This is a genomic window from Amycolatopsis camponoti (assembly GCF_902497555.1).
Taxonomy (GTDB): Bacteria; Actinomycetota; Actinomycetes; order Mycobacteriales; family Pseudonocardiaceae; genus Amycolatopsis; species Amycolatopsis camponoti.
In genome coordinates, this window is record NZ_CABVGP010000001.1 from 1,737,913 (window position 1) to 1,755,263 (window position 17,351).

Consider the following 17,351-nt stretch of genomic DNA (forward strand, 5'->3'; position numbering starts at 1 on the left):
TGAGGGATGCCGCGTAACCGACGCCCGCAAGACCGGGAAGAGAAACGCGGTGAGATCGTCGCCGCGGCCACGCGGTTGTTCGTGGAAGACGGCTACGACCCCACGACGGTGACGCGGATCGGGCGCGAGGCGGGGGTCACCTCCAACACCGTCTACTGGTACTTCAAGGACAAGGACGAGGTACTGGTCGCTGTTCTGGACGCGCTGTTCGCGCAGTTCCTGGCCGGCGTGGCGGAACGCTCGGCCGAACCGCCGGTCGAGCAGTTGTTGTGGGCGATCACCGAGCTGCGGCGGGTCGACCGGCTGATCACGACGGTGCACGCCAGGGTCGCGGCATCGGAGGCACTGCGGGTCTGGCACGACGGTTTCCACGCGCAGGTGGAGGCGATCCTGCGGTGGCACCTGGCCGCGTTGGGCGTGCCGGAGACCGAGCAGGACGCGATGACCCGGATCGGGGTGTTCGTCGTCGAAGGGATGCTGACCCACGTAGGCGACGCCGCGGGCGATCGCGCCGTCGTCGAGACGCTGGTGCGCAGCGCCCGCGGCATCGCCGCCGTGCCGGCTACCGGATCGCCGCGGCCGTGAACCGGGCCGCGAGGAACCGGATCTGGTCGGCGACGGCCCGCTCGAACAGGTCACCGACGTAGATGTCGAAGTGGTCACCGTCGTAGTGGTTGACCTGGACGTGGTCCTGCCCGGCCGCAAGGCGGGCCGTGGTGCGCGCGGGGGCGGCGCGGTCGTCGTCGCACACGCACAACAGGGTCGCCGCGGCGATCTTGCGCAAGTCTTTGCCGGGCCGGTACAGCGGCAACCGCAACGCGAGCCGGGCCGCGACCGCGTTGGCGCTGTCGCCGCCACCGTCCGGGCCACTCATGACACCCCAGATCGTGTCGCGACCGACAGCGGTGTCGCCCGGCCGGAACGGCTGCCCGCCCGTCTCGACGGTCGCGGACAACCCCTTGCCCACGGCCGGGACCCGGGCGAGGACCCCGGCGGTGCGAGGCGAGAGCCGAGACCCCGCCGGGATCAGCCGGGACGCCGCGGCGATCGCGGTCGGCGACACCAGGAAGGCGGGCATCCACCACACCCCGACCACCGGAGCCAGCACCGGCTTCGCCCCGAACACCGACCCGACGACATCGAGCAGCGCGGCGATGATGAGCCCGACCATGCTCACCGGACCGGCCCGGAACCGGGAGAGCAACGACGCCGGACCGTCGGTGAACGGACACTGGGCCACCACCGCGGCCAGATCGTGGTCCTCGCTCGCGACCCGCAGCACGTGCCCGCCGCCGAACGAGGTCCCCCACACCGCGATCCGGTCCGGGTCGACCTCCGGGAGGGACCGGCCGTAGGCCAGTGCCGCCCGCCAGTCGTCGAGCTGGTCGCCGATGTCGAGCAACTGCCGAGGAGATCCCTCACTGGCCCCCAGGTACCGGTAGTCGAACACCAGCACCACCCACCCCTGCGCGGCGAACCGCTGCGCGAACGCGTCCAGCCGCCACTCCCGCACCGCGCCCAACCCGTGCGCCATGACCACCAACGGCCGAGGCCCGCCCTCCGCCGCCGGCGCGTACAGCCACGCCGCGCACCGCACGCCCCCGGACTCGAACCACACGTCCCGCCGCACCGGCGCCGTGTACCTGTCCTTCTCCGCCGAAGTTTCCATCGCCTGCCCCGCTCAGCTCACTTGCCGCTCTTGACTTGCGATCAAGAGCAAGTAGAGGCGAAGGCTAGAAGCCTCTTGATTGCAAGTCAAGAAACGAGGTCCCGAGAGGTGGGGTCAGCCGAGGTCGGGCAGGCCCAGCTCCAGGTTCGGTGCCTGCAGTCCGCCGTCGACCTCGAGGATCTTGCCCGTGATGTACCCGCCGGCCCGCGACGCCAGGAACACCACCGTCGCCGCGATGTCCTCCGCCTCGCCGATGCGACCCAGCGGCGTTGCCGACTCCATCTTCTCCTTCAGCTCCGGGTTGCCGACCACGATCTCCAGGGCCGACGTCGACACCGAGCCCACCGAGATCGCGTTCACCCGCACCCGCGGCGCCAGATCCGCCGCCGCCAGGCGCGTGTAGTGGGCCAGCGCCGCCTTCGCCGTTCCGTAGGCCGCGAAGCCGCGGCCGGACAGCCGGCCCATCACCGACGAGATGTTGACGATCGAGCCGCCCGTCTTCACCAACGCGGGTGCCGCGGCGACCGTCAAAGCGTGCGCCGTCGCCACGTTGAAGCGGAACGCCTCCTCCATGAAGTCCACCGAAGACTCCAGCAGGGGCCGCGGGTACGTGCCGCCGACGTTGTTGACCACCAGGTCGAGGCGGCCGAACTCGGTCACCGCCGTCGACGCCAGCTCCGCCGCGGCCTCCGGTGCGGAGAGGTCGGCCGGCACCGCGTGGGCCCGCCGGCCCGCGGCCGCGACGCGGGCGGCGACCTCGTCGAGCTGGGCGGAGGTGCGCGAGGCGATGACCACGTCGGCGCCCGCTTCGGCGAGGGCCACGGCGGTGGCCGCGCCGATGCCGCGGCCGGCGCCGGTGATCACCGCGACCTGGTCGGTGAGCTTGAACCGGTCGAGGATCATGTGGCGAAATGTAACACGTTCTAGTGATGGGGGACACAATCCCGACGTGCCACGTCGGGCCCGTCACGTTAGGCTTGACGGGAGTTTCCGGGCCGTATACTTAGCACAACGAACTACCGGGAACGCATCAGGAACTACGTCGTTCCGCGCAGCCAGATCGTTACCGTCCGACGTCGCTCGGGGCGCTCTGAACGGGTGCTGGCATGTTTCCCAGGTGTTAAAGTCGCGCTAACAAGCGGGCCATCGTCGTCCCGTGCGCTCCCCGGCCGGTAGCCCGGCCCCGCACGACAAGACGACGAAGGAGGTCCCTTCATGATCTTCTCCGCCATCCCCGGCAAGCAGGGTCTCTACGACCCCGAGACCGAACAGGACTCCTGCGGTGTGGCCATGGTGGCCGACATCCGCGGGCGGCGCTCCCACGGAATCGTCACCGACGGCCTCGCCGCGTTGACCAACCTCGACCACCGCGGCGCCGCCGGCGCCGAACCCACCAGCGGCGACGGTGCCGGAATCCTCTTGCAACTGCCCGACACGCTCCTGCGCGCCGAAGCCGGCTTCGCGCTTCCCGAACCCGGCGAGCGCGGCGACCACGCCTACGCCGCCGGCATCGCGTTCCTGCCCGAAGACGCCGAGCAGCGCCGCAAAGCCGTCGAGCTGGCCGAACGCATCGCCGTCGAAGAAGGACTCGAAGTCCTCGGCTGGCGCGAGGTCCCGGTCGACGCCGACCGAGCCGACATCGGTCCGACCGCCCGCTCGGTGATGCCGCACTTCGCCATGCTTTTCGTGGCGTCGGAAGGTAAAGCGGGCATCGAGCTCGACCGCCTGGCCTTCTGCCTGCGCAAGCGCGTCGAGCACGAAAGCGCGAATTCCGGCTGTGGCACGTACTTCCCGTCGCTGTCCTCGCGGACGATCGTCTACAAAGGCATGGTCACGCCGGAGCAGCTGCCCGCGTTCTTCGCCGACCTGCGCGACGAGCGGCTGGAAAGCGCCATCGCGCTGGTGCACTCCCGCTTCTCCACCAACACCTTCCCGTCGTGGCCGCTGGCCCACCCCTTTCGGTTCGTGGCCCACAACGGCGAGATCAACACCATCCGCGGCAACCGCAACCGCATGCGGGCCCGCGAGGCGCTGCTGGAGTCCGACCTCCTCGACGGCGACCTGTCCCGGCTGTTCCCGATCTGCTCGCCGGACGCGTCCGACTCGGCGTCCTTCGACGAGGTCCTGGAGCTGCTGCACCTGGGTGGGCGTTCACTGCCGCACGCCGTGCTCATGATGATCCCGGAGGCGTGGGAGAACCACGCCACCATGAAGCCGGAACGCCGCGCTTTCTACCAGTTCCACGCGAGTCTCATGGAGCCGTGGGACGGCCCGGCGTGCGTCACCTTCACCGACGGCACGCTCGTCGGCGCGGTCCTGGACCGCAACGGCCTGCGCCCGGCGCGCTGGTGGCGCACGGCCGACGACCGCGTCGTGCTCGCCAGCGAGGCCGGCGTCCTCGACGTCGCCCCCAAGGACGTCGTGGCCAAGGGACGCCTCAAGCCGGGCCGGATGTTCCTCGTGGACACCGAGGCCGGCCGGATCGTGGACGACGAAGAGGTCAAGTCCGCGCTGGGCAAGGACCTGCCGTACGAGGGCTGGCTGCACGCGGGCCTGCTGCAGCTCGCCGAGCTGCCCGACCGCGACCACGTCGTGCAGAGCCACGACTCGGTGCTGCGGCGCCAGCTTTCCTTCGGCTACACCGAAGAAGAGCTGAAGATCCTGCTCGCGCCGATGGCCGAGAAGGGTGCCGAGCCGATCGGCTCGATGGGCACGGACACCCCGCCCGCGGTGCTGTCCCAGCGATCCCGGCTGCTCTACGACTACTTCAAGCAGAACTTCGCGCAGGTGACCAACCCGCCGCTGGACGCGATCCGCGAGGAGCTCGTCACCTGCATGGCGCGGATCATGGGCCCGGAGCGCAACCTCCTGGCCCCCGGCCCGGCGTCCTGCCGCCACCTCAAGCTGCCGTACCCCGTCATCGACAACGACGAGCTCGCGAAGCTCATCCACATCAACGACGACGGCGACCTCCCCGGGTTCGCCTGCAGTGTCCTTTCCGGACTGTACGAAGTGGACGGCGGCGCCGAGGCGCTGGCCGGTGCGATCGAGCGGGTGCGCCGCGAGGCGTCCGAGGCGATCGCCGCCGGCGCGCGCACGCTCGTGCTGTCCGACCGCGACTCCGACCACCGGATGGCGCCGATCCCGTCGCTGCTGCTGGTGTCCGCGGTGCACCACCACCTGGTCCGCACCAAGGAACGCCTGCGCGTCGCGCTGGTCGTCGAATCCGGCGACGCGCGCGAGGTGCACCACATCGCGTTGCTGCTCGGCTACGGCGCCGCCGCGGTCAACCCGTACCTGGCCTTCGAGACCATCGAGGACATGATCGGGCAGGGCGCGGTCACCGGCATCGAGCCGCGCAAGGCGATCCGCAACTACGTGCAGGCGCTGGTCAAGGGTGTCCTGAAGATCATGTCCAAGATGGGCATCTCGACGGTCGGCGCGTACACCGCCGCCCAGGTCTTCGAATCCCTCGGCCTGGCCCAGGACCTGCTCGACGAGTACTTCACCGGGACGTCGTCGAAGCTCGGCGGCGTCGGCCTGGCCGTGCTCGCCGAAGAGGTCGCCGTCCGGCACCGCCGGGCGTACCCGGACAACCCGACCGAGCGCGTCCACCGTGGACTCGACACCGGCGGCGAGTACGCCTACCGCCGCGAGGGCGAGCTGCACCTGTTCACGCCGGAGACGGTGTTCCTGCTGCAGCACGCGTCCAAGACCGGCCGCGAAGAGGTGTATCGCAAGTACACCGACGAGGTGCACCGCCTCTACCGCGAAGGCGGCACGCTGCGCGGGCTGTTCTCCTTCCACAGCGGCGTGCGCGAGCCGATCCCGCTCGACGAGGTCGAGTCCGCCGAAGCGATCTTCAAGCGCTTCAACACGGGCGCGATGTCGTACGGCTCGATTTCGGCCGAGGCCCACGAAACCCTCGCCATCGCGATGAACCGGATCGGCGGCCGGTCCAACACCGGCGAGGGCGGCGAGGACCCCGAGCGGCTCTACGACCCCGAGCGCCGGAGCGCGATCAAGCAGGTCGCGTCGGGCCGCTTCGGCGTCACGAGCGAGTACCTCGTCAACGCCGACGACATCCAGATCAAGATGGCGCAGGGCGCGAAGCCCGGCGAGGGCGGCCAGCTGCCGCCCAACAAGGTGTACCCGTGGATCGCGCGCACCCGGCATTCGACGCCGGGCGTCGGCCTGATTTCGCCGCCGCCGCACCACGACATCTACTCCATCGAGGACCTGGCCCAGCTGATCCACGACCTCAAGAACGCCAACGAGCACGCCCGCATCCACGTGAAGCTGGTGTCCTCGCTCGGCGTCGGCACGGTCGCGGCGGGCGTGTCCAAGGCGCACGCGGACGTCGTGCTCATCTCGGGCCACGACGGCGGCACCGGCGCGTCCCCGATGAACTCGCTCAAGCACGCGGGCACGCCGTGGGAGATCGGCCTCGCCGAGACCCAGCAGACGTTGCTGCTCAACGGGTTGCGGGACCGGATCACCGTGCAGGTGGACGGCGCCATGAAGACCGGGCGAGACGTCGTCATCGCGGCGCTGCTCGGCGCCGAGGAGTACGGCTTCGCGACGGCCCCCCTCGTCGTCGCGGGCTGCATCATGATGCGCGTCTGCCACCTCGACACCTGCCCGGTCGGCGTGGCCACGCAGAGCCCCGAGCTGCGCAAGCGCTACACCGGCCAGGTCGAGCACGTCGTCAACTTCTTCAAGTTCGTCGCCGAAGAGGTCCGGGAAACCCTGGCGTCGCTGGGCTTCCGCACGCTCGACGAGGCCATCGGCCACGCCGAGCTGCTGAACACCGACGAGGCCGTCGACCACTGGAAGGCGTCCGGTCTCGACCTGTCGCCGATCTTCGAAATGCCTTCGGAGACCCCGTACGGCGGCGCCAAGCGACGCACCCGAGGCCAGGACCACGGCCTCGAGCACGCCCTGGACCGCACGCTCATCCAGCTCGCCGAGGCGGCGCTGGAAGACGCGCACCACGTGAACATCGAGCTGCCGGTGCGCAACGTCAACCGGACCGTCGGCACGCTGCTCGGCTCGGAGATCACCCGTCGCTACGGCGGGGACGGCCTGCCCGAGGGCACGATCCACGTCACGCTCACCGGGTCGGCGGGCCAGTCGCTCGGCGCGTTCCTGCCGCGCGGCATCACCCTCGACATGGTCGGCGACGCGAACGACTACGTCGGCAAGGGTCTGTCCGGCGGCCGGATCGTCGTCCGCCCCGACCCGGAAGCGTCCTTCGCCGCCGAGGCGCAGACGATCGCGGGCAACACGATCGCCTACGGCGCCACCGGCGGCGAGATCTTCCTGCGCGGCCAGGTCGGCGAACGCTTCTGCGTCCGCAACTCCGGGGCCACGGTCGTCGCCGAGGGCGTCGGCGACCACGCCTTCGAGTACATGACCGGCGGCCGCGCGGTGGTGCTCGGCCCGACCGGGCGCAACCTGGCGGCCGGCATGTCCGGCGGCATGGCGTTCGTGCTCGACGTCGACCGCAAGAAGGTCAACCAGGACATGGTGGACCTGCTCAAGCCGACCGCGGACGACCTGGCCTGGCTCAAGAAAACGGTGCAGCAGCACCACGATCTCACCCGCTCCGCGGTGGCGGCCTCGCTCCTCGGCGACTGGCCGCGCCGCTCCGTGGCGTTCACCAAGGTGATGCCGCGTGACTACCAGCGGGTCCTGGACGCGGCGAAGGCGGCCAAGGCCGCCGGCCGCGACGTCGACGAGGCGATCATGGAGGCCGCTCGTGGCTGACCCGACCGGTTTCCTGAAGTACGACCGCGAAGAGCCCAAGAAGAAGTCCAAAGAGGACCGCCTGCACTCGTGGGGCGAGGTCTACGCGGACGTCGACCCGGGCGAGCGCAACGAAAAGGTGCGCCGGCAGGCGTCGCGCTGCATGGACTGCGGCATCCCGTTCTGCCACTCCGGCGGTTCCGGCTGCCCGCTCGGCAACCTGATCCCCGAGTGGAACGACCTGGTGCGCCGCGGCGACTGGGCCGCGGCGAGCGACCGGCTGCACGCCACCAACAACTTCCCCGAGTTCACCGGGAAGCTGTGCCCGGCGCCGTGCGAGGCGGGCTGCGTCCTGTCGATCTCGCCGGACTCCGGCGGTCCGGTGGCGATCAAGCGCGTCGAGCAGACGATCGCCGACCAGTCGTGGGAAGCGGGCTACGTCCAGCCGCAGGTGTCCGAAGTGGCCAGTGGGCAGCGGGTCGCCGTCGTCGGGTCCGGCCCGGCCGGGCTCGCCGCCGCCCAGCAGCTGACCCGCGCCGGCCACGAGGTCACGGTGTTCGAGCGCGACGACCGCCTCGGCGGGCTGCTGCGCTACGGCATCCCCGAGTTCAAGATGGAGAAGAAGGTCCTCGACCGGCGCCTCGCGCAGCTGCGCAAGGAGGGCACCCGGTTCGTCACCGGCTGCGAGGTCGGCGTCGACCTGTCGGTGGAGGACCTGCGCGCGCAGTACGACGCGGTCGTGCTCGCCGTCGGCGCGCTGCGCGGCCGCGACGACACGACGACGCCGGGCCGCGAGCTGGCCGGCGTCCACCTGGCGATGGAGCACCTGGTGCCGGCCAACAAGTTCGTCGAGGGCGACGGCCCGTCGCCGATCGACGCGCGCGGCAAGCACGTGGTGATCATCGGCGGCGGTGACACCGGCGCCGACTCCTACGGCACCGCGACCCGCCAGGGCGCGCTTTCGGTGACGCAGCTGGACCAGTACCCGACGCCGCCGTCCGTCCGGGACGACGAGCGGTCGCCGTGGCCGACCTGGCCGTACATCCTCCGCACCTACCCGGCGCACGAGGAGGCGGGCGAGCGGAAGTTCGCCGTCGCGGTCAAGCGGTTCGTCGGCTCCTCGGATGGCCGCGTGACGGCGGTGGAACTGCAGCAGGTGCGGGTGCAGAAGGACCCGGCCACCGGCCGCCGCGAGGTCATCCCGGTCAACGACGAGATCGAGACGCTGCCCGCGGACCTGGTCCTGCTGGCGATCGGCTTCGAGGGCGTCGAGGAGATGCCGCTGCTGGACGGTCTCGACCTGTCCCTGACCCGCCGCGGCACGCTGTCGTGCGGCGCGGACTGGCAGACGGAGACCCCGGGGGTGTTCGTCTGCGGCGACGCCCACCGCGGCGCGTCGCTGGTGGTCTGGGCGATCGCCGAAGGCCGCTCGGTGGCCCACGCGGTCGACGCGTTCCTGACGGGCGCGTCGGACCTCCCGGCCCCGGTCCACCCGACGGCGCTGCCGCTCGCGGTCGTCTGAGCTCTCGCGTCCGGAAGCCCCCTCGCCGCTGGTGAGGGGGCTTTCGCCCGTTTCGACCCATTACGCCGAACGGTGGCTGTGCTCTGCGTACACGGGCAACTACTTTCGAGTAACTGTGCCGGTTTCGCGGCAATTCACCTCGGCGGAAGGTGGGCGTCTTGAAGCACACGGCTTTCCGGGCAGCGGTCGTCGCCGCGGTCCTCTCCCTCGCGTTCGCCCTGGTCGGCGTGCCCGCCCAGGCAGCTCCGAAACCCTTCTGGACGCCCGAGGCCATGCGGGCGGCCGTCCCGATGGACCACCTCGTCCAGGCGCCCGCGTTCACTCCGGCGGACGTCGCGCGCGGGCAGAGCGCGATCATCCGGAGCATCCCCAACGGCGGGGGTGTGTGGACCGGCGGCGGCCAGGTCACGCACACCGCGGGGCGCGTCTTCTTCGTCTTCAACGGCCAGAACGCGTCCTGCTCTGGCGACGCCGTCACGAGCACCAACGGCAGCGTCGTCGTCACCGCCGGGCACTGCGTGAAGTACCAGGGCACCTGGCACACCCAGTGGACGTTCGTCCCCGGCTACGACAACGGCAACGCGCCCTACGGCCAGTGGGCGGCCAAGACCACGCTGACCACGCCGCAGTGGGAAGCCAGTGAGGACATGAACTACGACGTCGGCATGGCCGTGGTGAACCCGCTGAACGGCCAGCGGCTCACCGATGTCGTCGGCGCGCAGGGAATCGCCTTCAACCAGCCGAAGAACCAGAGCATGTACACCTTCGGCTACCCGGCCGAGGCGCCGTACGACGGCACCAAGCTGGACTACTGCAGCGGCACGACGTTCACCGACTTCCTGCTGACCAAGGACCACGGCATGCGCTGCAACATGACCGGCGGCTCGAGCGGTGGCCCGTGGTTCCTGTCGTTCAGCGAGGCGACCGGCACCGGCGTCCAGGCCTCGGTGAACAGCTTCGGGTACGTGTTCCTGCCGGGTTACATGTTCGGCCCGTACTTCGGCACCGACGCGCAGAACCTCTACAACCGCGCGCAAGCCGGGTGACCGTCGTCAGCCCGGGGGCGGACTTCCGGGTCCGGCCTCCGGGCTGACGTCTCCGCGCTTCCGCCGGGCCACGCTCGGAGCATGCGAAAAACGGTGGTACTCCTGGCTTTCCTGCCTTTGCTCGCTGCCCCGCCGGCGGACGCGGCACCGCGTCTCGAGTGGACGACACCCTGCCCGGACTACGGCATGTCGCCGTCGCCCACGGCCGGGCTCGAATGCGCGAAACTGCGCGTGCCGCTCGACTACGCGCACCCGGAACGCACCATCGAGCTGACCCTCTCGCGGCACGCCGGCGTCCCGGGCAAGCGGCGCGGCGTGCTGCTGATGAACCCCGGTGGCCCGGGCAGTCCCGGCCTCGCCATGCCGGCCCAGCTGCTGCAGCGGACGGGCGGCTCCGGCCTCCCGGACGCCTACGACGTCATCGGGTTCGACCCGCGCGGCACCGGCTACAGCACACCGGTCACGTGCGACCTGACGCCCGAGCAGCGGGGCGCCGTGCTCGGCCCGTACGCCGACGTCCCGCGTGACGTCGTGACCACCGCGGCGAAAGCGCGTGTCGTCGCGAAGCAGTGCGGCGAAGCGGCGACGGCGGACCTGCTGCCGCACATGACGACCGCGAACACCGCGCGCGACCTCGACCGGATCCGGGAAGCGCTGGGGGAGAAGAAGATCTCCTACTACGGCCTCTCGTATGGCAGCTACCTCGGCGCCGCCTACGCGTCGATGTTCCCCGCCCGCGGCGACCGCATCGTCCTCGACAGCGTCCTCGGCCCGCGGGGCCTCGACGTCCGCGCCAACCAGCGGTTCGCCGAAGGGTTCGACGACCGGTTCCCGGACTTCGCCGCCTGGGCGGCGGCCCGCGACGACGCCTACCACCTGGGGCGGACCCCGGCGCAGGTGACGGCGAAGTTCTTCGAGCTGGCCGCCGCGAGAGGCCCTGAGTTCCGCTCGGACACGTGGAACGGGCTCTACGACGACGCGCGCTTCCCCGATCTCGCCGCGGAATGGGCGGGCACCGCACGCGTCGCGGCGGGTCCGCTCGACGGTGACACCCGCGCGTCGCTGCAGCTCCAGGTGATCTGCAACGACTCCGACTGGCCCGGGCAGCTCGGCTACTACCGGCGCGCGGTCGAGCGCGAACGGGTGCGGCACCCGATGTTCGGCCCGGCCGCGGCGAACGTGAACCCGTGCGCGTTCTGGCCGGTCGAGCGCACCGAACCGCCGGTGCGCGTGGGCGGCCCCGGCCCGGCGAACCTCCTGCTGGTGCAGAACCTGCGCGACCCGGCGACCCCGTTGCCGGGCGCACGCGAAACGCGAGCCGCTTTCGGGAACCGGGCCCGGCTGGTGACCGTCGACGCGGGCGGCCACGGCGTCTTCACGCGCGAGAACGCTTGCGGGAACGCCGCGGTGCTGGGCTACCTGCGGGACGGGGTCTTCCCCGAGGTGGGCGGCTCCTGCCCGGCCGGCCGCTGAGCCGCGGTTCTCCCGCCGTGCGGACTCGGGCACGGGCCGCCGGTGGTGGTCCGGGCAAGTTCCCAGCTCGGCGGCGAGAACCGGGGGCGGCCGGGCGCGCAGATCGAGGGATCTGCCAGTCAGGGGGCGAACCGGGCGAAGCCGAGCGGGGCGGGAACCCTATCCTGGTGTTCGTGAACTGGACTGTGGACGTCCCCGTCGACACGCTGCCCGAACTGCCGCCGCTCCCGCCCGAACTGAGGGCCCGCCTGGACAAGGCACTCGCCCTCCCGGCGGCGCAGCAGCCGGAGTGGCCGGATCCCGAGCTGACCAAGCGCGTCCGCGGTGTCCTGGAGAGCGTGCCGCCGATCACGGTCCCGGCCGAGATCGACCGTCTCAAGGGCCGGCTGGCGATGGTCGCCCGCGGCGAGGCCTTCCTCCTGCAGGGCGGTGACTGCGCGGAGACGTTCGAGTCCAACACCGAGCCGCACATCCGCGCCAACCTGCGCACGCTGCTGCAGATGGCGGTCGTGCTCACCTACGGCGCCAGCCTGCCGGTGGTCAAGGTCGGGCGCATCGCCGGCCAGTACGCGAAGCCGCGCTCGGCCGCGACCGACGCGCTGGGCCTGCCGGTGTACCGCGGCGACATCATCAACTCGCTGGTCGCGAAGCCCGAGCTGCGCGTGCCGGACCCGGGCCGGATGATCCGCGCCTACGCGAACGCGGGCGCGGCGATGAACCTGGTCCGCGCCCTGACCGGCGCCGGCATGGCCGACCTGCACCAGGTGCACGACTGGAACAAGGACTTCGTCTCGGCGTCCCCGGCGGCGCAGCGCTTCGAGGCGCTGGCCAACGAGATCGACCGCGGCCTGCGGTTCATGTCGGCCTGCGGCGTGACCGACACGTCGCTGCAGTCCACCGAGATCTTCGCCAGCCACGAAGCGCTGCTGCTCGACTACGAGCGTTCGATGCTGCGCCTGGACAACGCCGACGCGGCGAACCCGAAGCTGTACAATCTGTCGTCGCACTTCCTGTGGATCGGCGAGCGCACCCGCCAGCTGGACGGCGCGCACATCGCGTTCGCCGAGTTGCTGGCCAACCCGATCGGGTTGAAGATCGGCCCGACGACCACGCCCGAGCAGGCCGTGGAGTACGTCGAGCGGCTCGACCCGCGCTTCGAACCGGGCCGGCTGACGCTGATCGCGCGGATGGGCAACGGCAACGTCCGCGAGGTGCTGCCGGGCATCGTCGAGCGGGTCGAGGCGTCCGGGCACAAGGTCATCTGGCAGTGCGACCCGATGCACGGCAACACGCACGAGTCGTCCACCGGCTACAAGACCCGCCACTTCGACCGGATCGTCGACGAGGTCCAGGGCTTCTTCGAGGTCCACAACCAGCTGGGCACGTACCCGGGCGGCATCCACGTGGAGCTGACGGGCGAGGACGTCACGGAGTGCCTGGGCGGCGCCCAGGAGATCTCGGACATCGACCTCTCGGGCCGCTACGAGACGGCCTGCGACCCGCGCCTGAACACGCAGCAGTCGCTGGAGCTGGCGTTCCTGGTCGCGGAGATGCTCCGCGGCTGAGCCCCGGCGCCCCCATGTGGCCTGGCGACTCCCCGAGGCCACAGTGGGGGCGTTCGGTCAGGAAACGTCGAGCAGGCGGTCCACGGACTTCAGCACCGCGTCCCGCAGGGAGCCCACGTCCGGCACCGCCTCGCCGTTGACCTGCAGTCCGATGTGGACCGAGTCGCGGTACGTCGCCACCGCGATGCCGACCGCGTGGCGCGGGGCCAGCGGGACGAACGGGTAGATCTCCGCCAGCCGGGCGCCGCCGAGTGACAGCCGGGCCGGGGGTACCGGGACCGTCGTGATCACCAGGTCGAACAGCATCGGCGCGGCCAGCCCCGCCGTGCGCGTGCCCAGCCGGTGCAGCAACGGGGGCACGCGGTCGGCCAGGAGCGGGAGCGCACCGGCGCCACGGCTCGGGCCCGCCGCCTTGTTGCGGGTCATCGCCCGGCGGACCACCCGCAGGCGCTCGACCGGGTCGTCCTCGCCGACCGGCAGGTCGCACAGGTACCCGGACAGCTTGTTGCCGCCGAGCTGGTCGCCCGCCCGGCCGCGGACGCTCACCGGGATCAGCGCGCGCAGCGTGCGGCCGTCGGCGCGGTGGCCGCGGTTCACCAGCCATTCGCGCAGTGCGCCGGAAAGCACCGCCAGCACGACGTCGTTGGTCGTGCCGCCGTGGGCCTTGCGCACCCGGCGCAGCTCCGCCAGCGGCAGCCGGACGAACCCGAGCCGTCGCTCGGCCGAGGACGGCGCCGACACCGGAGACGGCGCCGGCCGCGTCGCCCGCACCACCGACGACGCGATCCCGGCGGCTTCGTTCGCCTGGCCCCAGGCCGAGCCCAGTGCGTCCTTCACCGTGTCCAAAGGGGACCGCGGGGCCGGGATCGGCCGCGAGCGCGGCGGGGTCCGCTCCGGCAGCTCGACGCCGTCGAGCAGGCCGGCCGCGACCGCGTACGCGCCGGCACCGTCGGTGAGCGCGTGGTGCAGTTTGAGCAGCAGCGCGAAGTTCCCGTCCGGCAGCCCGGTGACGAGGGTGAGGTCCCACAGCGGCCGGGACGTGTCGAGCGGCTCGGCGATCCACCGCGACGCGTGCGCGGAAAGGGGGTCCGGCTCGTACAGCGAGCTCAGCGTCACGTGGTGGATGTGGTCCGCCGCAACGAACTCCGGGTCCTCGGCCCAGCTGGCCGAGCCGGGCGGGAACAGCTCCGCGCGGGCCCGCTGGCGCAGCTTCGGCAGCCGGGCGGCCCGTTCGGCCAGCACCGCGGTCAGCGCGGCGGGGTCCACCGGGCCGCGGGCGGCGAACGTGACCACCGCCCCCATGTGCATCGGGGACTTTTCGCTTTCCAGGCAAAGGAAAGCGACGTCGAGCGCGCTGAGCGGAGAGCCTGCCATGGGCGACCTTTCCGGGTTCGCGGGGTGTGCACGGCCACGTGCGTCGGAAGGGAGCGAACTTCACTCCACCAGCCCGACATGACGGGCGGGTGGTCGAAGTGTTTCCACGACGCTAACTACCCGCCCCATTCATCCATTCGAGATACCCCGGGCGCCGGTGCTACGGGTCACAGATCAGGAAAAGCGCTACTCCGCGGGGGTGGACCCGGGTTCTTCCGCCCGCGCCACCGAGGTCCCCCATTCGGGGGTGAGTGCCGCCTGCTTGCCGACGCGGCGGACGGGCAGGCCGTTCACCTGCCGCTTGCGCAGCCCCGGCCAGATTTCCGCGGCGTCCTTCGCCGCGGCCCGGATCGCGCCGCCGTCGAGCGTCGTGCGCGTCTCGGGAATCTCGCGGTCGGTCCACTGGACGACGAGCTTCAGCGGGCCGGCCGGCGGGAGCGGCCACAGGAACACTTCGTGTTCGACGGCGAAGCGCGTGCCGCCGACGGGCTGCGCCCGCAGCACCGGGTCCGGCGGCTCGGACGCCGACGGCACCGAGATCGTCTCGGAGCTCGCCCGGCTGCCGTCGGCGTAGAGCACGCCGATGAGCAGCCCGTTGTAGTCGGGCTTGCGCCGGTGGTCGATCAGCCCCTCGGCGGGGTCGTCGACCAGGCTGTCGCGGGAGAACACCGTGATGCGCAGCGTCAGCGCCTGCGGCCAGACCTCGACCGACCGCAGCGCCACGATCGTGCGCTCCGACCGGCCCAGCGGCTGCGCCAGCGGCAGCACCGCCGGGACGATGTACTCGCGCGGGGGATCGGTCCAGTGCCGGCCGTTGAACGCGTAGAGCTCCTGCTCCGGCACGGGGAACAGGGGACGCTCACGGGGACCGCCGGTGAAGAAGCTCATCGGACGGCCCGCGACCCAGTGTCCGGCACCATGCGCCCACGGTAGGACACCGGCACGGGAATTGCCGCCCCCGAACGGGCGTACGGCCCCTGCCTCCCGTGATCCGGGACACAGAGGCCGTACGCAGCGTGACACGCCGGTCGCGCAAGCCGGACGCCCTTCCGTGTGTATCGAAGTCGGCGTCGATGTCCGGCCGGGCCGTGGTCGTGAGTGAGAAACAGTGTTCTAACCCAGTTTCTCACTCACGACCGTCGGGGACTCGAGAGCCGGGCCGCGGTTGCCGAACGGCTCTGACCGACTTCGATGCAGGCACTAGTCGGTCAGCTTCAGCTCGCCGTTCGACTGGGCCTGCTTCTCGAGCTCCTTCTCGGTCGGCTTGCCCATGGCGTCCATCAGCTGGCGGGCCAGGCCGAGGCCGGTCCCGCCGAGCGACAGCGCCTTGGCGAACATGTCGGACATCCCCTCGGCGCCGTTGAGCACGACCATGTGGTCGATGTTGCCGAACGCGCCGGCGCCCGCCTCGACGATCTCCGGCCAGCGCTCGGCCAGCTGCTGCGCGACGACCGCCTCCTGGTTCTCCGCCAGTGCCGCGGCGCGCGCCTTGATGGCGTCCGCCTCGGCGAGACCCTTCGCCCGGGCCGACTCGGCTTCGGCGAGACCCTTCGCCTTGGCCGACTCCGCTTCGGCCAGACCGCGGGCCTTGGCGGCGGCGGCCTCGGCCTCACCGGTCGCCCGGGTCGCGCCCGCCATCGCCTCGGCCCGCGCCTTCGTGGCCTGCGCCTCCGCCTCGGCGGCCGTCTTCACCCGGGTCGCGTCCGCCGCGGCCCGCAGCTCGGTCTCCTTCGCCTCGGCCTGCGCCTTCGCGATCGAAGCGTCACGGGCCGCGTCAGCCGTCGTACGCGTGTCGTACGCCTTCGCGTCAGCCGGCTTGCGGACCTGCGACTGCAGCCGCTGCTCGGCCAGCGCCGCCTCCAGCTCGGCCGCCCGCGTCTCCTGGACGACGACCTCCTGGCGCGCGGTCGCCTCGGCCAGCGGACCCGACTGGGACATCTTCGCCCGGGCCTGGTCGACCTCGGCCTGGTAGCCGGCCTGCTGGATCTGGCTTTCGCGGACCGCGGCCGCCTTCTTCGCCGCCGACATCTGCTCGACCTCGGCGGCTTCCTGGTCGCTCCGTGCTTCGGCGATGCGGGCCGACGCGGCGATCGCGGCGGCGTGCGGCTTGCCGAGGTTGGTGATGTAGCCCGACTCGTCGTCGATCTCCTGGATCTGCAGCGAGTCGACGATCAGCCCCAGCTTGATCATCTCCGTCGCCGACGACTGGCGCACCTCGCCGGTGAGCGCGTCCCGGTTGTGGATCATCTCTTCGATGGTCAGCCCGCCCACGATCGAGCGCAGGTGCCCGGAGAACAGCTCGTGGATCGTGTCGTTCATGCCCTTCTGCTGGTCCAGGAACCGGCGGGCGGCGTTGGCGATCGACGCGAAGTCGTCGCCGACCTTGTAGATGACCACGGCCCGCACGGTGACCGGCAGCCCCTGCTTGGTCACGCACGAGACCTGCAGGTTGACGCCGCGGGTGTCGAGCGAAAGCCGGCGCGCGGTCTGGAAGCCGGGCAGGACGTTCACCCCGCGGCCGGTGATGATCTTGAAGCCCAGGCTGTCCGCGGTGTCCGCGCGATCGACCCGGACGCCCAGCCCGGAGATGATCAGGGCTTCGTTCGGCTCGGCGACCTTGTACAGCAGCCGCAGGATGCCGAAGATCACGAACAGCACGACGATGAGCCCACCCGCCGCGTACAGCACGATTTCGACGAGACTCATGGCACCGACCCCCTCGCTCTTTTCTGTTGTAGGTGTTGGTGCCCCTTCGACGCCGTCAGCGGCCCAGCGGTTGCCACCGCTCGACATAAACCGTCCGCGGGGGTTCGAAGTCGACCACGAGCACCTGGGTGCCGGAGGAGAAGGACGCGTCCGGGTCGGCCGGGTAGGCGTAGAACGCCTCCGTGCCGCCCCGGACGTTGAGGAGCACCTCGCCGATGAGGCCGGGACCGATCGTGCCGGTCACGCGG

At 71.3% G+C, this 17,351-nt stretch carries 12 protein-coding genes; 6 read left to right on the top strand and 6 right to left on the bottom strand.

From position 1 onward, the window contains the following. Nucleotides 1-6 precede the first annotated feature (6 nt). Complete coding sequence (locus AA23TX_RS08455; RefSeq protein ID WP_155542003.1) at nt 7-585, top strand: TetR/AcrR family transcriptional regulator; 579 nt, start codon at nt 7-9, stop codon at nt 583-585. Here AA23TX_RS08455 and AA23TX_RS08460 read toward each other — a convergent pair. Then, nucleotides 563-1,669 (bottom strand): alpha/beta hydrolase, encoded by a 1,107-nt coding sequence (locus AA23TX_RS08460; protein ID WP_155542004.1) that lies wholly within the window; start codon nt 1,667-1,669, stop codon nt 563-565. The two genes, AA23TX_RS08455 and AA23TX_RS08460, sit on opposite strands and share 23 nt — an antisense overlap. 114 nt (nt 1,670-1,783) lie before the next feature. Continuing rightward, complete coding sequence (locus tag AA23TX_RS08465; protein ID WP_155542005.1) at nt 1,784-2,572, bottom strand: SDR family oxidoreductase; 789 nt, start codon at nt 2,570-2,572, stop codon at nt 1,784-1,786. A gap of 312 nt (nt 2,573-2,884) precedes the next feature. On the opposite strand from AA23TX_RS08465, the gene gltB reads away from it, so the two are divergent. From gltB to AA23TX_RS08490, 5 genes are all read left to right on the top strand, one after another. Then, nucleotides 2,885-7,438, top strand: a complete 4,554-nt coding sequence (gltB, locus tag AA23TX_RS08470) for a glutamate synthase large subunit (RefSeq protein WP_155542006.1) — start codon at nt 2,885-2,887, stop codon at nt 7,436-7,438. Further along, on the top strand, nt 7,431-8,939 hold the full coding sequence (locus AA23TX_RS08475; RefSeq protein WP_155542007.1) for a glutamate synthase subunit beta: 1,509 nt from the start codon (nt 7,431-7,433) through the stop codon (nt 8,937-8,939). The genes gltB and AA23TX_RS08475 overlap by 8 nt, the downstream gene beginning before the upstream one ends. A gap of 158 nt (nt 8,940-9,097) precedes the next feature. Next, entirely contained in the window at nt 9,098-9,985 is an 888-nt protein-coding gene (locus AA23TX_RS08480) for a trypsin-like serine peptidase (protein ID WP_155542008.1), read from the top strand. A gap of 81 nt (nt 9,986-10,066) precedes the next feature. After that, complete coding sequence (locus AA23TX_RS08485; protein WP_155542009.1) at nt 10,067-11,458, top strand: alpha/beta hydrolase; 1,392 nt, start codon at nt 10,067-10,069, stop codon at nt 11,456-11,458. Between the two features lie 173 nt (nt 11,459-11,631). Then, nucleotides 11,632-13,023: a class II 3-deoxy-7-phosphoheptulonate synthase gene (locus AA23TX_RS08490; RefSeq protein WP_196425233.1), complete on the top strand. Its 1,392-nt coding sequence runs from the start codon at nt 11,632-11,634 to the stop codon at nt 13,021-13,023. A 57-nt stretch (nt 13,024-13,080) separates the two neighbouring features. Here the strand turns inward: AA23TX_RS08490 and AA23TX_RS08495 are convergent, their stop codons facing one another. From AA23TX_RS08495 to AA23TX_RS08510, 4 genes are all read right to left on the bottom strand, one after another. Continuing rightward, nucleotides 13,081-14,397, bottom strand: coding sequence for a wax ester/triacylglycerol synthase family O-acyltransferase (locus AA23TX_RS08495; protein WP_155542010.1), 1,317 nt, complete (start codon nt 14,395-14,397; stop codon nt 13,081-13,083). Between the two features lie 186 nt (nt 14,398-14,583). Further along, nucleotides 14,584-15,285, bottom strand: a complete 702-nt coding sequence (locus AA23TX_RS08500) for a hypothetical protein (RefSeq protein WP_155542011.1) — start codon at nt 15,283-15,285, stop codon at nt 14,584-14,586. Nucleotides 15,286-15,597: 312 nt separating this feature from the next. Further along, a complete protein-coding gene (locus tag AA23TX_RS08505; RefSeq protein WP_155542012.1) occupies nt 15,598-17,103 on the bottom strand; it encodes an SPFH domain-containing protein in 1,506 nt (501 codons plus the stop codon). Nucleotides 17,104-17,158: 55 nt separating this feature from the next. Beyond that, complete coding sequence (locus AA23TX_RS08510; protein ID WP_230862397.1) at nt 17,159-17,347, bottom strand: NfeD C-terminal domain-containing protein; 189 nt, start codon at nt 17,345-17,347, stop codon at nt 17,159-17,161. Between the last annotated feature and the right edge of the window lie 4 nt (nt 17,348-17,351).

Bases quoted from the DNA above. Each gene is read 5' to 3' on its own strand.
- AA23TX_RS08455 (WP_155542003.1), top strand. From the start codon at position 7: ATGCCGCGTAACCGACGCCCGCAAGACCGGGAAGAGAAACGCGGTGAG.
- AA23TX_RS08460 (WP_155542004.1), bottom strand. From the start codon at position 1,669: ATGGAAACTTCGGCGGAGAAGGACAGGTACACGGCGCCGGTGCGGCGG.
- AA23TX_RS08465 (WP_155542005.1), bottom strand. From the start codon at position 2,572: ATGATCCTCGACCGGTTCAAGCTCACCGACCAGGTCGCGGTGATCACC.
- gltB (WP_155542006.1), top strand. From the start codon at position 2,885: ATGATCTTCTCCGCCATCCCCGGCAAGCAGGGTCTCTACGACCCCGAG.
- AA23TX_RS08485 (WP_155542009.1), top strand. From the start codon at position 10,067: ATGCGAAAAACGGTGGTACTCCTGGCTTTCCTGCCTTTGCTCGCTGCC.
- AA23TX_RS08495 (WP_155542010.1), bottom strand. From the start codon at position 14,397: ATGGCAGGCTCTCCGCTCAGCGCGCTCGACGTCGCTTTCCTTTGCCTG.
- AA23TX_RS08500 (WP_155542011.1), bottom strand. From the start codon at position 15,285: ATGAGCTTCTTCACCGGCGGTCCCCGTGAGCGTCCCCTGTTCCCCGTG.
- AA23TX_RS08505 (WP_155542012.1), bottom strand. From the start codon at position 17,103: ATGAGTCTCGTCGAAATCGTGCTGTACGCGGCGGGTGGGCTCATCGTC.